Raw genomic sequence first — 13,722 nt, 5'->3', positions numbered from 1 at the left:
CGTCGTCGACGGTCATGAGCGGCCACAGCTCCTGCGCCTCCTTCGGCGAGAGCAGGTGCATCTCCAGGCCGAAGGAATGGGCGGTGGTGGCCTGGCGGCGTACCTCCGTCCAGCGCTCAGCATTGCAGGCGAGCCTCAGCCCACCATTGCGCTTCCAGCCGGTGGCGTGCCCGGTCTCCTGCTCCAGCCGGTCGTAGAGTGCCACCGAGTAGCCCAGGAGCTGGGTGATGTTGGCGCTGCTGCGCAGCTGGCCGACCAGACCCGCGGCATGCCAGGTGGAGCCGCAAGTGAGGCGAGCCTGCTCCAGGAGCAGCACCTCGCCCGCCCCCATCTGGCCCAGATGGTAGGCCACCGAAGCGCCCACGATCCCGCCGCCGACCACGACGATCGCAGCACTGGAAGGAAGCTCGCTCATGCCCGCTCCATGGCGTCGAGCGCGGCCACCGCCGCCTCGAGACGCGCGAGATTGGCGGCCGTATAGGCCGGATAGTCGAAGTCCAGCGTCGAGTGGATCTCGGAGACCATGCTCCACATGGTCTCGCGCAGCAGCGAGGCGACGGCCATCGCCTGGGCCTGCACCAGCTCACGCTCAGTCAGGCGCCGGCCATGATAGGCCTCCGCCAGGGCCAGCGCCTCGCCGGGGTCCATCTCCGCATTCGAGGCGAGCCCGCCCAGGTCGAACAGCGGCGAGTTGAACCCCGCATATTCCCAGTCGACCAGCCAGAGCCGTCGACCGTCGTCCAGAATGTTGGCCGGCAGGAGGTCGTTGTGCCCGAACACGATCTCGACCGGCTGCACCAGGCGCTCCAGCCGATCGGCCAGCACCGCGAACGCGGGCAGGTGCCGGCGGTGCCGGCTGTTCCCCTCCGTCAGGGTGTGCCCGTAGTCGCGCAGGACGTGGAACACCCAGAACATGAAGCCGGCACCACGCAGATGGAGCGGCACCAGGCGGTGGCAGTCGCGCAGAAGCGCCACCAGCCGCTCGCGATTGGCCGGATCGCGCACGTCTTCTACCGAAAACGGCCGGGCCGCGACATGGTCCAGGACCAGGATGCCCGGCTGCGCATGGACCACGGCGGGTGCCAGGCCCGCCGCCGCGGCCGCACGGCTGGCCGCGAGTTCGTTGGCGCGCACGATCCCGTGCTGCGGGATGTCGTGGCCCACCCGGACCACGAAGCGGCGGCCAGCATCGGCCACCACGAAGTTCAGGTTGGTGATGCCGCCGCCCAACGGCTCGGGCGTCACCGATCCCCGCCAGATCGGCAGCGCGGCCACGAATGCTGCGGCCTCATCCGGTATCACGCGACCGCCCCCCTCGCCCTGAGCCGCGCCACGCCCGTCTGGATCAGCCGGTCGGCGGTGATCGCGATGAACGCGACGCATAAGCCCGCGATGACGCCCCTGCCGGTATCGGCCTTGGTGAGCGCCACATAGACCTCCTGGCCGAGATCGCGGGTGCCGACCAGGGCGGTGATCACCAGCATGGAGAGCGCCAGCATGATCGTCTGGTTGAGGCCCAGCATGATCTCCGGCAGCGCCAGCGGCAGGCGGATCCGGGAGAGCAGCTGCCAGTTGGTGCAGCCGGCCGCCGTGCCGGCCTCGATCAGCATCGGCCGGATCTGCCGGATGCCGTGCGCGGTGTAGCGGACCGCCGGTGCCAGCGCGTAGAGCACCACTGCGATCATCGCGGTGAAGTCGCCCACCCGGAACAGCATCACCACCGGGATCAGGTAGACGAAGCTCGGCAGGGTCTGCAGCGTGTCGATCACCACTTCCAGCACCCGCCAAGCCCGCCGGCTGAGGCCGCCCCAGATGCCGAGCGGAATGCCGATCAGCGCCGCTACCAGGACCGAGACGCCGCACAGGTAGACGGTCAGCATGGCGTTCTGCCACTGGCCGTTGAACACGATGAACAGGCCGAACCCCAGCAGCAGCAGGGCGAGTGGCGGACCACCCAGGCGCCAGCCGGCCAGTGCCGTCACCAGCACCACCCAGGGCCAGGGCAGCTCGGTCAAAAAGCGCCGGACCGGCACCAGGAGGTTCAGGACGATCGCGGTCTTGATCGCCTCCAGCGTGTCGAAGAAGTGGACGTTGATCCAGCCGACCAGGTCCGCGAAGAACGGCCCGGTGGAAAGCGTCCAGGCCTCTGGGTAGCGCGCGATGCCGGGCAGGAGCAGGCCCAGCAGATAGAGGCCCAGCAGGGTCAGGGCGAACAGGATCCAGAACCGACGGTCACTCCCCGGAGCCCGCTCGTGCGTGGCGCGGCTCAGCCGGTCGAGGGCCACCGCCAGCAGCACGATCGCGAGCCCCGCCTCCAGGCCGCCGCCGATGTCGAGCCGGCGCAGTGCGGTGAGCACGTCGTAGCCGAGCCCGCCCGCCCCGATCATCGAGGCGATGATCACCATGTTGAGCGAGAGCATGATGACCTGGTTGACGCCCACCAGCAGGCTCGGCCGTGCTGCCGGCACCAACACCTTCCAGGTGAGCTGGTGCCGGGTGCAGCCGGCCATCACGCCATACTCCTTCACCTCCTGCGGCACGGCGTGCAGAGCCTGCATGGTGATGCGGACCATGGGCGGCATGGCGTAGATCACCGTGGCGAGCGTCGCCGCGACAGGGCCGAAGCCGAACAGGAACAGGATCGGCACGAGATAGGCGAAGATCGGCACGGTCTGCATCAGATCGAGCAGCGGGGTGATCAGGGCGGCCACCCTGCGGCTGCGAAAGCCGGCGATCCCGATCAGCAGGCCGGCCGCCACGCCCAGCGGCACCGCGATCGCGATCGAGGCCAGCGTCACCATCGCACTGGCCCACTGGCCGAACACGGCGAGATAGAGGAAGGCTAGCCCAGCCAGCACCGCCAGTCCGCGCCCGCCTCGGTGCCAGCCGAGCATGGCGGCAGCCGTAACCACGGCGAACCAGGGCATGGGCGGGAGGACCTGCACCGCTGCCGAGCCCTGGCCGCGCTGGAGGCCGGTTGCGAACAGGGCGGTCGCCCATTCGAGCGGCCAGGCGAGCAGCCAGGAGATCGCCCGGGTGAGCTCCTGGAAGCTGAACAGGCCGAAGCTGGCATCCTCGACCAGCCAGGGCAGGAAGGCGGACACGTCCTTGTCCCAGCCGAGCCGCCAGGCGCGCGGCACTTCGGACAGCCATTTCGGGTAAGGCAGCGGCAGCAGGGCCAGGGCCAGGGTCACCGCCAGGATCAGCGACCAGAGCAGCAGGCCCGGGCTTATGGGCCGCGTGCCGGCGGCAGGCCGGGCCAGCGCCAGGCTCACCGCATCGCCTCCCGGCCCAGCAGCACGGCCAGCACAGCCGAGCGATCGATCAGCCCCACCGGCCGGTCGCTCTCGGTGACGAGATAGGGTCTGGTTGCTGACTCGACCTTCGCGGCGATCGCCTGGACCTTGGCCCCGGCATCGACCGCCCCCGCCACCTCGATCCGGTCATCCAGCGGCCGCATGATCGCGCGGGCGGTCAGGATCCGGGCGCGCGGTGCCTCGCGGGTGAACTCGACGACATAGTTGTCTGCCGGGTGCAGCACCAGTTCCTCGGGCGTGCCGGTCTGGATGATCCGCCCGCCGCGCATGATTGCGATCCGGTCGGCCAGCCGGATCGCCTCGTCGAAATCATGGGTGATGAAGACAATCGTCTTCTTCAGGCCGGCCTGCAGGCGCAGGAACTCGTTCTGCATCTCGCGGCGGATCAGCGGGTCGAGGGCCGAGAACGGCTCGTCCAGGAACCAGAGGTCCGGCCCCACCGCCAGCGAGCGGGCAATGCCTACCCGCTGCTGCTGGCCGCCCGAGAGCTGGTGCGGCAGGTCGTGCTCGCGGCCGGACAGGCCCACCAGCGCGATCATCTCCCGCGCCCGCCTCGTGCGCTCGGCTCTTCCCACGCCCTGCACCTCCAGGGGGAAGGCGACATTGCTCAGCACGGTCAGATGCGGCAGGAGCGCGAAGTTCTGGAACACCATGCCCATCTTGTGGCGGCGCAGCCGGATCAGCTCCGCCGGCGAGGCGCGGGTCAGATCCTGGCCGTCCAGCAGCACCTGACCCCTGGTCGGCTCGATCAGCCGGGACAGGCAGCGCACCAGCGTCGACTTGCCCGACCCGGACAGGCCCATGATGACGAAGATCTCGCCCTCGCCGATCGCCAGATTGGCATTGGCCACGCCGGCCACCAGCCCGGCCCGCTCCAGTGCCGTGTCGTCGGGATGCGGCCCCAGCCGGTCCAGGGCCGCACCATCGGCAGCGAACAGCTTCCAGATGCCGCTTGCTGCGAGCTTGACCGGGCGGGCGGCCGCCATGGCCGGTCCTACTGGCCGATCCAGGGCTTCCAGCGACTCTCGTTGGCCGAGACCCACTCCTCGACCACCGCCTCGATCGGCCTGCCGTCCAGGTCGACCGCCCCGATCATCCGGCCCATCTCGTCGTTCTCGACATGGAAGGCCTGGATCGCCTTGTGCGCGCCCGGCCACTTCTCAGCCACGCCGTGCCAGGCGACCTTCCAGATGGGCCCGCGCGGCTTGGCGCAGTCATGGGTGAGGTCGGGATTGCCGCCCCAGGCGGAATCCTCGTAGCAGGCGGGCTCGTAGGGCGGGAACGCCACCCACTCGCCCTCGTACTTGATGGGCGCCCAATGCGGCGCATAAATCCAGAGCAGGATCGGCGCCTTGCGCTGGTAAGCGCTCTCCAGTTCGGCGAACAGGGCCGCGTCGGTCCCGGCATGGACCACGACGAAGGGCAGCTCCAGGGCCTCGACCCGCTCCTCGTCGAACCCGCCCCAGGTCACCGGCCCACCCAGATAGCGCCCGTCCGGGGCGGTCTCGGCGGTCGAGAACAGTTCGGCACAGTCGGCCAGCGCCTCCCAATCCGGCAGGCCCGGGCACTGCTCCTTCACATAGGCCGGGTACCACCACTCCTCGATCGCCTGCATCCCGGTTTCGCCGAGATTCTCGACCTGGCCCGTCTCGGTGGCCTCGTCCATCGCCTCGCGGCCGGTGGTCTCCCAGATCTCCATGGCGACATGGAGGTCCCCAGTCTTCAATCCGGCGAACTGCGCCAGATAGTCGGCCTGGACATATTCGACATTGTAGCCGGCCTTCTCGAGCACCGAGCCCATGATCCGGGTGGTGATGTGCTGGCCCGTCCAGTCGTGCAGGGTGAGCTTGATCGGGTCGTTCGATTCGACCGCGCCGGCATGGCCACCGACGAGCACCATCGGCAACGCCACGCCAGCGGACAGCAAGAGATGCTTCAGCATAGCTTCTCCCTCCCCTTTATCGAGCCGCTGGACGTGGCGGGCCTGGCACCCGTCCGTCATTCGGTCTTTCCCGGAACTGTCCGCCCGCAAAGGCGCCTGGGTCAACAGGAAAACCACAGTTTTGTTGATTTCGCGAGGACAGCGCCCCAGCTTCCGCGCCGGACGCAACGAGGCCGGCGCATGTTCCCCACCAAATGGCAGACCGCGATCATGACCACACTTCGCGAGCGTGGCCGCTGCACGATCAGCGAGCTGGCCCAGCACCTGAACGTGTCGGACGAGACCGTGCGCCGTCACACTAGGGCGCTGGTGGAGGAAGGCCGGCTGGTGCGCGCGCATGGTGCCGTGGCACTGCCGCTGGCGCAGGCCGAACCGCCGTTCTCGCGGCGCCTGAGTGAGCGCACCGAGATCAAGCGCCGGATCGGCCGGGCGGTGGCCGGGCAGATCCAGGACGGCCAGACGGTGATGCTGGACGGCGGCTCGACCACCACCTTCGTGGCTGAGGCCCTGCTGGAGCGGCGAGGGCTCACGGTCGTCACCAACGCGCTGGAGATCGCCCGGACCCTCCTCGGGCGGCGCGAGCACCGCGTCTATCTTGCCGGCGGCGCGTTCCGGGCCGATATCGGCGCGGCCGTCGGTCCCGAAGCCCTGGCGCTGATCGAGCAGTTCCGCGCCGATGTGGCGATCCTGTCGATCGGGGCGATCGATGCCGCCGACGGCTTCATGGATTTCGACCTGGACGAGGCCCGGATCGCGCGGGCGATGATCGATGCCGCCGCCCGCACGGTCGTCGCGGCCGACGGCAGCAAACTGGGTGCCAGGGCCAGGGTGCGAGTATGCCGGTTCGAGCAGGTCGACACGATCGTGTGCGACGTCCCGCCACCCGCTACCCTGCAGGCCCGCCTGGCCGGCACTGAACTCGTCTGGCTGACGGCAGCGGAGGACGCGGGCGTGGCCGCACCCGAGTTCGCACACGCGCGGGCAGACGCGCGATGAGCCTCGGCCGCAGCGCCCGCCGGACGTAATCCCACCGACCCATCGGTTTTTGTCGGTTCCTTCCAACACTAAATCTTGCAAGTCTGCACTGTGCATTCGCTTCCGGAATGGCATCGCACTTCCCGCTTGAGGAAAGGATCGACCGATGAGCACGATCACCATCAGGGACGGCACCGAGATCTTCTATAAGGACTGGGGGCCCAAGGACGCGCAGCCGATCATGTTCCACCACGGTTGGCCGCTCAGCGCGGACGACTGGGACAGCCAGATGCTGTTCTTCCTGGACAAGGGTTACCGGGTGATCGCGCACGACCGGCGTGGCCACGGACGCTCCAGCCAGACCGATACCGGCAACGAGATGGACACCTATGCCGCCGACGTGGCCGAGCTGGTCGCCGCCCTGGACCTGAGGAACGCGGTCCATGTCGGCCATTCCACGGGCGGCGGCGAGGTCGCGCACTATGTCGCCCGCACGGAGCCCGGCCGGGTGGCCAAGGCCGTGCTGATCGGCGCAGTGCCGCCGGTCATGGTCAAGTCCGAGAAGAATCCGGGCGGCCTGCCGATCGAGGTGTTCGACGGCTTCCGTTCAGCACTCGCCGCCAACCGCGCCCAGTTCTATGTCGATATCCCGGCCGGCCCCTTCTACGGCTTCAACCGGGAAGGTGCTAAGGTCTCGCAGGGTGTCATCGACAACTGGTGGCGCCAGGGCATGATGGGCGGTGCCAAGGCCCATTACGACTGCATCAAGGCCTTCTCCGAGACCGACTTCACCGAGGACCTGCGGAAGATCGAGGTGCCGGTCCTGGTCATGCACGGGACGGATGACCAGATCGTGCCCTACGAGGATTCGGCACCCTTGTCGGTGAAGCTGCTGAAGAACGGCACGCTCAAGTCCTATGACGGCTTCCCGCACGGCATGTGCACGACCCATGCCGAGGTGATCAACGCGGACCTGCTGGGGTTCATCAAGGGCTGAGGCTGAGGGCTTAAGCGCAGCCCGGCGGCGGAGCGGCCGCCGGGCTGGCAGTCTCATGCAGCCGGGTGAAAGGCGCTCATCGGCGTCGTCGCATCGATGTCCGCAGCACCGAGTGCGGTGACCCCGAACAGGGTGATCGTGCCGTGCGTGGCGACCAGGGACTGGTAGGGCAGCTTCGCGACATCGATCACCAGCGACGTCCTGGTCTCGCCGTCATGGCTGACCGCATGGATGGACACTGCCGCGTCGCCGCCGTCCAGCACGCCGCTGCCATCCGTGTCGAGGTCCCGGAAGCGCACGACCGCTTCGCCGCCGCCCTCGCCGGTGGCAGGGTGGCCCTCAGCAGAGAAGGTGATCTGCGGCCGGTCCTGCCCGCGGGCGAAGTCCAGGATCAGGTCGTCCGCCTGGTGGACCCTCGTTTCCCGGTCCGTGAGGAACCAGTCGCTGAAGTAGACGGCGAACAGGTCGTTGCCGCTGCCGCCGGTGAGCAGGTCATGGCCGTTCCCGCCCACCAGCCGGTCGTCGCCCATGTTGACGTCGAGCACGTCGTCGCCGCTCCGGCCCCAGATGATGTCGTCGCCGAGCCCGCCCGAGACCCGGTCGTCGCCGTCCTTGATGTCGATATAGTCGTCGCCGGTGCCGCCGCGGACCACATCATTGCCATAGCCGCCCTGCATCCGGTCGTCGCCATCGCCGCCATCCACGATCATCCCAGGAAAGGACGGCAGGTAGATGTCCCCCAGGCCGAGCAGGATCTCGTCGTCGCCCTTGCCGTCATGGATGGTGCTCTTCGTGTAGGGGGCCGCGATGAAATCGTCGCCGGCACCTCCGGACAGAAAGTGCTCGCCTCGGCCGCGACCTCGTACTCCTCGGCCTGCGCGAAGATGCGGTCGTCCCCGTCCTGGCCGAAGATCGTGTCACTGCCGAGGCCGCCATGGAGCAGGTCGTTGCCCGCCCCCCTGCATCCGGTCGTCGCCGGCGTCGCCATGCAGCGTGTCGTCACCCTCCCCGCCCTGCAGCAGGTCATGGCCGTCCTGGCCCGACAGGGCATCGTCGCCATCGCCGCCCTGCAGCGTGTCGGCGCCGTCCCCACCCTGCAGCGTGTCGTTGCCCAGGCCGCCGCGCAGGATGTCGGCCGCGGCACCGCCCACCAGCAGGTCGTCGCCCTCGAACTCGCTGATCAGGTCGTTGCCATCGCCGCCGCGCCCGAAATCGTCGCCGGGCCCGAGGTCGATGACATCGTCACCGCCCCGGCCCCACCTGGTCGTGCCCGCCATGGGCGAAGATCAGGTCACGCTCCTCCGTGCCCTCCAGCACGTCATCCTGCATCGAGCCCTTCACGACCGTCACTTGCCTGCCCGCTTTTGATCGGTGCTCCGGCGTTCATGTCAGTTTGGCAATAGTTTGTCCATGTCGCGTCAATCCCGTCTCGCCCGCAGCCGGCGTGCCAAGGCCAGGAGGGGCAGGATCAAAGCGACCGCTGCCGCCGCGAGGAAGATCAGGCCGCCTAGCAGCCCCACCCCATCGGCGACCACACCCAGCGCCACCAGGGGGATGGTGTTGCCGAAATAGCCGGCCACGTAGAACAGGGACACGAAGGTCGCGCGCTGGTCGGGCGGAGCCACCAGGTTCACCGTGCCGGCCGCCCCCACGAACGCGGCGCCATAGCCGACCCCGGCTGCCAGCACGCCGCCGACAAACAGGAGCGGCAGGCCGATCCAGGCGCCTGCCGTGCAGGCCAGCAGCGCCGCCACCACCAGCACGGCACCCCGGACCATGCACTTGGCCGGATCCCGCTGCCGGCAGATGAACTGGACGATGCCGGCCACGAGCTGAAAGCCCGCCACGGTGAAGGCGCCGACGGCCGGATGGTTCAGGTCGAACAGCCGAGCGGTGAAGGTCGGGCCCAGCGCCATGAAGGTCGAGCCAATCGACCAGGCCAGGATCAGCGCGGTCGCCGCGGCGACGAACGGCACGCGGATCGCGCGCAGGGTCGGCAGCACGCCGCCGGTGCGCTCCGGCCAGTTGGCGACGCTGGTGGCAGGCTCGCGTGCCGTGGCCGGCCAGGGCAGCGCCACTAGGGCCAGGGTAGTCATGAGCGACAGGCAGGCCAGCAGGGCAAACGGCAGCTGGGTGGGCCACCAGCCGAGCTGCAGGGCGGCGGCACTGATGATCGGCCCCAGCGACGCGCCCGCGGTGAACGCGACCGAGGCCATGACGGCGGCACGCACCCGGTCCTGGCGCCGATCGAGCTCGACCATGGCGGCATTGGCGGCGCCGACCACGGCACCGGTGCCGGCACCGGCCAGCAGCCGGCCGACGAACAGGTAGAAGACGCTGTCGGCCAGGGCGAACATCGTGGCCCCCGCGGCGCAGACCAGCAGGGCCGGGACAATCACCAGCCTCCGGTCGGGCAGCCGGTCGGACAGGCGGCCCAGGATCAGCAGGGCCGCGAGCGTACCCACCGAGTAGATCGCAAAGATCGCGGCCAGCGTCGTGGCGCCGAACTGCCAGCGCGCCTGGTAGACGGCATAGAGGGTGGAGGGCGTGGTGCTGTTCAGGATGGCAGCGCAGATGGACAGCGCCACGAAGAAGTAGGCAGCCGATGTCCCGGTGCGGGCGGCGGCCGGACAATCCGCACGGGTCATGCTCGGATCCACTCGGATGGGTGGCCCGGAGATTGGCCACCCGCTCCGGCTGTGCCGGCAGGCCACGGCACGCCGCAACTCCTGGCTGCGCGTGCCGTGCGCATGGCTGCCATTCGCGGCCGCCGCCGCGCCGGCGGCTCAGGCCAGGGCCTGGTCCAGGTCGGCGATCAGGTCGTCCGCGTCCTCCAGCCCCACCGAGAAGCGGAACACGCCTTCCCCGGCCAGCGCCCGGTATCGGCCCGCCGCCGCCTCGCCCATCTGCCAGGACGCGCTGATGATGTCATCCGTCGGAATGTAGAACAGCAGGCTCTTGGTCTTGCCGAGCGACACGGCCGGCGAGATCACCCGCAGCCGCTCCGCCACCTGGCGCGCCATTCGGGCATTGTCCTCCTTCAGGGTGAAGGACAGGAGGCTGGAGAAGTTGCGCATCTGCCGCCTGGCGAGCTCGTGCTGCGGGTGCCGGGGCGAGCCCGGCCAGAGCACCCGAGCGACCTTGGGATGCTCCGCCAGCCAGGCCTCGAGCCTGCGGGCATTGCTCTCGTGCAGGGCCATCCGCGGCGCCAGGGTCTCCATGCCGCGCATGATCAGCCAGGCCGCGAACGGCGAGAGCGAGCCGCCCAGATGGATCAGGCTCTCCTTGCGCAGGGACATGGCACGTTCGGCACTGGTGATCACGGCACCGCCCAGCGCATCGCCATGGCCGCACAAATATTTGGTCAGCGAGTGGATGACATAGTCCGCGCCCAGCGGCAGCGGCCGGGTGCCGAGCGGGGTCGCGATCGTGCTGTCGACCGAAAGCGGCACGCCCCGCGCGCGGGCCAGCTCCGCCACGGCGGCGATGTCGGTGATGCGCAGGGTGGGATTCGCCGGGGTCTCGACATGAACCAGCTTGGTGTCCGGCCGGAACGCCGCCGCCACCGCGTCCAGGTCCGACGTATCGACGAAGCTCGCCCTGATCCCGAGCCCGGCCAGCTGGGCATGGGCCAGCTCCGCCACGCCGGCATAGCAGACCTCGGACAGGATCAGGTGGTCGCCCGCCCGCAGCCGGTCGAGGAACAGGGCGGTGACCGCCGCCATGCCGCTCGCAAAGCTCACCGCCGCCTCGCCGCCTTCCAGCGCGGCCAACCGCGTTTCCAGGAGCTGCAGGGTCGGGTTGCTCCAGCGCGTGTAGAAATGCGGCGTCGCCGCGTCGATCTCGGCGGCCGCGAACCCGACCGCGTTCGGATGGGTGAAGAAGCTGGTGGACAGCACCGGGGGCGGTGCCGCGGGGGCACCCACCCGGCGGTCCTCCGCACCGCCATGCAGACTCAGGGTCGCGTCGCCGAGGGAAGCGGAATCAGCCAAGAGACCGGTCTCCAGGAAGGGAAGATGCCGCCAGTCTAGGCGCGATGCCCCGGCCCGTCAGCGCGACCTGCCGATCAGTGCCGGATCAGGTGGGCCAGAAGCCGGCCAGACGCCCGCTCGCCGGCTGCCGACTAGGCCGGCATGGACGTGCAGTTCGACATCGTCCAGGGCCAGCACCGCAGAATGGCGGCTCAGGCCGCGCGCGGAGATCAGGGGGCCTTACTGCACACCAGCGACTGCCGTCTGGCACCCGCCATGCCGAGTCGCGGCTCCTAGCGGTGCATGCACCATCTGAGCGCCCAGCAAAGCAAGACCGGCCACAGGGCGAAGGTGTTGACCTGAGAAGGCCGGGCCCCGACCCCGCCATCGCGGCGCGCTGCACCACGAACGTTCCGCCAACCGCATCTCCGAGGCGCCAATCAGGGTACCGGTGCGGACAACTGGATCAGGAAGTTGCGCAGCGGTCACGAAGTCGCGAGGTACCCACCGTCGATGGCCGCCCCCGGGGATCATGGTGAAGCCCAGTAGGTCCGCGGCTCAGCGGCGCGGTCGACGGCGTCGACGATCCGGGCCCGGCGAAAGCCGAAGGTGATCGGTCGGCTGGCGAGGCGCGTTTGGCTCGGGACACCGCAGCAAGATGGACCACTATCTTCAAGCAGCGCGCGACGCACCCCTTGCAGCGCCTGGGCTATCTTGAGGTGCAACCGGCACGCCCACATCCGGCCGCGCGCCACCCGACATTGCTGCGGTCGTATCCGGTACGCAGCTTGCCGCCCCCTCCACCGCGAGCGGTCCCGCTCGGCCGCGGTCGCACTTGGAAACAAGAGGCTTCCAGCTTCGGCTCTGCCGGCACCATGCCGCCTCGAGATCGGGCGCCGCTGCATACCGGCGAGCATCAGCGCAGCTTCAGCACGCGCCCACGAATTGATCCCTGGCCCGGGTAACAAGGATGGGACGGCCTCCGCGCGGCCAGGGCTGTTGATCGGTATGATCTTAACGCACCAGGTTGGCACTTCGCCCAGGCGATCACCTACGGCTTCATCCGCCCGGGCTTCCCATACCTGCCAGACCCCGCCGGTGCAGTTCGCCCAGAACACGACATGATCGGGCACATGCCTGGAACCGATTTACTAAACCGATTTCATTCCGGATGATCCGCGCCATCAGCCGCGATATGCTGGTAGCCGAACCGCTTGCCGGAACGGGCGTGGCGGATGAAAAGGAAAGCGTGCGATGGAGTGGCGCAAGCGGCCGACCATGGAGGACGTGGCCAAGGCGGCCGGCGTGTCCAAGGCGACGGTGTCGCGGGTGCTGGCCGGAATCGAGAGCGGCTCCACCCCGGCCACCGCGGAGCGGGTCCGCCAGACCGCGCTGCGGCTGGGCTACGTGGTGAACTCGATCGCCGCCAGCCTGCGCAGCCGCCAGAGCTTCACGATCGGCCTCCTGCTCGCCGATGTCGCCAACCCGTTCTTCGGCGGGATCGCCAGCGGCGTGGAAGCGCGCCTGTCCCAGACCGGCTACAGCGTGATCCTGGGCAATACCGACAATTCGCTGGAGCGCGAGCGCGCGCTGGTCCGCGTGCTCGTGGAAAAGCAGATCGACGGGCTGATCGCGGCGACCTCCGCGGCGAGTGCCGAGCATTTCCGCGAGGCCCAGGAGCGCGGCGTGCAGGTGGTCCTGGTCGATTCCGACGTGCCGGGGCTGGAGGCCGACACCGTCACGATCGACAACCTCGCCACGGCCGAGGCGGTGGTGGGCCATCTGCTGGAACTCGGCCACCGGCGGATCGCGATCGTCACCGGCCCCATGGATGCCACGTTCGACCGGCACCGGCTGGAAGGCTACAGGCGCGCACTCGGCCGCCACGGCATCGCCTATGACGAGGCGTTGGTGCTACGCGCCGACCTTCTGGCCGAAGGCGGTGAGCGCGCCGTGGATCGCCTCCTGGAGCTGGCCCCTCGCCCGACCGCGCTGTTCGCCACCAACAACATGATGACCCAGGGCGTGCTGGTCGGGCTGCGCCGGGCCGGCCTGCGCATTCCGGACGAGATCTCGCTCGTCGGGTTCGACGACCAGGACTGGTATGCGCTCTGCCACCCGCCGCTCAGCGCCGTGCTTAATCCCGCCCACGAGATGGGCCACGTCGCCGCCGATCGGCTGCTCACCCGCCTGGCCGGCCGCGGTGAGCGCGTCGAGCAGCCGGTGGAGCACCTGGTTCTCGACGCGCCGCTCGTGCTGCGCGCCAGCACGGCTCCGCCGCCCCAAGGTTAGACCTGACCATCGGATGACGGGACCCGCGAGCTTGTCGGATCGACAGTCCGTCGCGGAGGTCCGTTGTCGGGATGGTGCCCATCCGACTCCGCCCGATCATCCGGCCTGGCCTGCCGCATTGCCTGATCCCAAGGCTGCCGACAGTCGAACGGTTTTACACCACCCTGCGAGGAGCTGCTCCGAGGGTCTGGTTGGCCAAAGGCATGGCAAGCGGTGGGCTGGCGGCGC

At 69.2% G+C, this 13,722-nt stretch carries 13 protein-coding genes; 3 read left to right on the top strand and 10 right to left on the bottom strand.

Annotation, left to right across the window (positions count from 1 at the left end):
- From EQG76_RS17860 to EQG76_RS17840, 5 genes are all read right to left on the bottom strand, one after another.
- Positions 1-415: NAD(P)/FAD-dependent oxidoreductase (locus EQG76_RS17860; RefSeq protein ID WP_159715742.1), on the bottom strand; the 415-nt coding region annotated here is incomplete at its 3' end.
- Positions 412-1,275 carry a phosphotransferase gene (locus tag EQG76_RS17855; protein ID WP_200840895.1) on the bottom strand — a complete coding sequence of 288 codons (864 nt, stop codon included), beginning with the start codon at positions 1,273-1,275 and terminating at the stop codon, positions 412-414. The genes EQG76_RS17855 and EQG76_RS17860, both read right to left, overlap by 4 nt.
- A gap of 23 nt (positions 1,276-1,298) precedes the next feature.
- Positions 1,299-3,275 (bottom strand): ABC transporter permease, encoded by a 1,977-nt coding sequence (locus tag EQG76_RS17850; protein WP_159715740.1) that lies wholly within the window; start codon positions 3,273-3,275, stop codon positions 1,299-1,301.
- Positions 3,272-4,303, bottom strand: coding sequence for a quaternary amine ABC transporter ATP-binding protein (locus tag EQG76_RS17845; protein ID WP_159715739.1), 1,032 nt, complete (start codon positions 4,301-4,303; stop codon positions 3,272-3,274). Before EQG76_RS17845 ends, EQG76_RS17850 begins: the two co-directional genes overlap by 4 nt.
- A gap of 8 nt (positions 4,304-4,311) precedes the next feature.
- Positions 4,312-5,217, bottom strand: coding sequence for an ABC transporter substrate-binding protein (locus tag EQG76_RS17840; protein WP_407925550.1), 906 nt, complete (start codon positions 5,215-5,217; stop codon positions 4,312-4,314).
- Positions 5,218-5,439: 222 nt separating this feature from the next.
- Here EQG76_RS17840 and EQG76_RS17835 point away from each other — a divergent pair, with 222 nt between their 5' ends.
- Together EQG76_RS17835 and EQG76_RS17830 are read left to right on the top strand one after the other, a co-directional pair.
- Positions 5,440-6,255, top strand: a complete 816-nt coding sequence (locus tag EQG76_RS17835; RefSeq protein WP_159715737.1) for a DeoR/GlpR family DNA-binding transcription regulator — start codon at positions 5,440-5,442, stop codon at positions 6,253-6,255.
- Positions 6,256-6,400: 145 nt separating this feature from the next.
- Positions 6,401-7,231 carry an alpha/beta fold hydrolase gene (locus tag EQG76_RS17830; RefSeq protein WP_159715736.1) on the top strand — a complete coding sequence of 277 codons (831 nt, stop codon included), beginning with the start codon at positions 6,401-6,403 and terminating at the stop codon, positions 7,229-7,231.
- Positions 7,232-7,284: 53 nt separating this feature from the next.
- Here EQG76_RS17830 and EQG76_RS17825 read toward each other — a convergent pair whose 3' ends face one another.
- The 5 genes from EQG76_RS17825 to EQG76_RS17805 all read right to left on the bottom strand — a co-directional run bounded on the left by EQG76_RS17825 (position 7,285) and on the right by EQG76_RS17805 (position 11,223).
- Positions 7,285-7,935, bottom strand: coding sequence for a calcium-binding protein (locus EQG76_RS17825; protein WP_159715735.1), 651 nt, complete (start codon positions 7,933-7,935; stop codon positions 7,285-7,287).
- A gap of 2 nt (positions 7,936-7,937) precedes the next feature.
- Positions 7,938-8,219 carry a hypothetical protein gene (locus EQG76_RS33530; protein ID WP_159715734.1) on the bottom strand — a complete coding sequence of 94 codons (282 nt, stop codon included), beginning with the start codon at positions 8,217-8,219 and terminating at the stop codon, positions 7,938-7,940.
- Positions 8,149-8,508, bottom strand: a complete 360-nt coding sequence (locus tag EQG76_RS17815) for a calcium-binding protein (protein WP_159715733.1) — start codon at positions 8,506-8,508, stop codon at positions 8,149-8,151. Before EQG76_RS17815 ends, EQG76_RS33530 begins: the two co-directional genes overlap by 71 nt.
- Before the next feature lie 141 nt (positions 8,509-8,649).
- The gene (locus EQG76_RS17810) at positions 8,650-9,879 is read right to left on the bottom strand and encodes an MFS transporter (protein WP_159715732.1); all 1,230 of its coding nucleotides are present in this window, start codon (positions 9,877-9,879) and stop codon (positions 8,650-8,652) included.
- A 138-nt stretch (positions 9,880-10,017) separates the two neighbouring features.
- Positions 10,018-11,223 (bottom strand): trans-sulfuration enzyme family protein, encoded by a 1,206-nt coding sequence (locus EQG76_RS17805; RefSeq protein WP_159715731.1) that lies wholly within the window; start codon positions 11,221-11,223, stop codon positions 10,018-10,020.
- A 1,233-nt stretch (positions 11,224-12,456) separates the two neighbouring features.
- Here EQG76_RS17805 and EQG76_RS17800 point away from each other — a divergent pair.
- A complete protein-coding gene (locus EQG76_RS17800) occupies positions 12,457-13,494 on the top strand; it encodes a LacI family DNA-binding transcriptional regulator (protein WP_159715730.1) in 1,038 nt (345 codons plus the stop codon).
- The last annotated feature ends 228 nt before the right edge of the window (positions 13,495-13,722 follow it).

This window comes from Geminicoccus flavidas (genome assembly GCF_009806515.1).
Classification (GTDB): Bacteria; Pseudomonadota; Alphaproteobacteria; order Geminicoccales; family Geminicoccaceae; genus Geminicoccus; species Geminicoccus flavidus.
Note: the sequence above shows the minus strand (reverse complement) of the source record. Positions and strands in the feature narration are given on the sequence as shown.

What these genes read in the sequence shown, in the direction of transcription:
- EQG76_RS17845 (WP_159715739.1), bottom strand. Translation starts at nt 4,303, where the DNA reads ATGGCGGCCGCCCGCCCGGTCAAGCTCGCAGCAAGCGGCATCTGGAAG.
- EQG76_RS17840 (WP_407925550.1), bottom strand. Translation starts at nt 5,217, where the DNA reads ATGGTGCTCGTCGGTGGCCATGCCGGCGCGGTCGAATCGAACGACCCG.
- EQG76_RS17835 (WP_159715737.1), top strand. Translation starts at nt 5,440, where the DNA reads ATGTTCCCCACCAAATGGCAGACCGCGATCATGACCACACTTCGCGAG.
- EQG76_RS17830 (WP_159715736.1), top strand. Translation starts at nt 6,401, where the DNA reads ATGAGCACGATCACCATCAGGGACGGCACCGAGATCTTCTATAAGGAC.
- EQG76_RS33530 (WP_159715734.1), bottom strand. Translation starts at nt 8,219, where the DNA reads ATGGCGACGCCGGCGACGACCGGATGCAGGGGGGCGGGCAACGACCTG.
- EQG76_RS17815 (WP_159715733.1), bottom strand. Translation starts at nt 8,508, where the DNA reads ATGGCGGGCACGACCAGGTGGGGCCGGGGCGGTGACGATGTCATCGAC.
- EQG76_RS17810 (WP_159715732.1), bottom strand. Translation starts at nt 9,879, where the DNA reads ATGACCCGTGCGGATTGTCCGGCCGCCGCCCGCACCGGGACATCGGCT.
- EQG76_RS17800 (WP_159715730.1), top strand. Translation starts at nt 12,457, where the DNA reads ATGGAGTGGCGCAAGCGGCCGACCATGGAGGACGTGGCCAAGGCGGCC.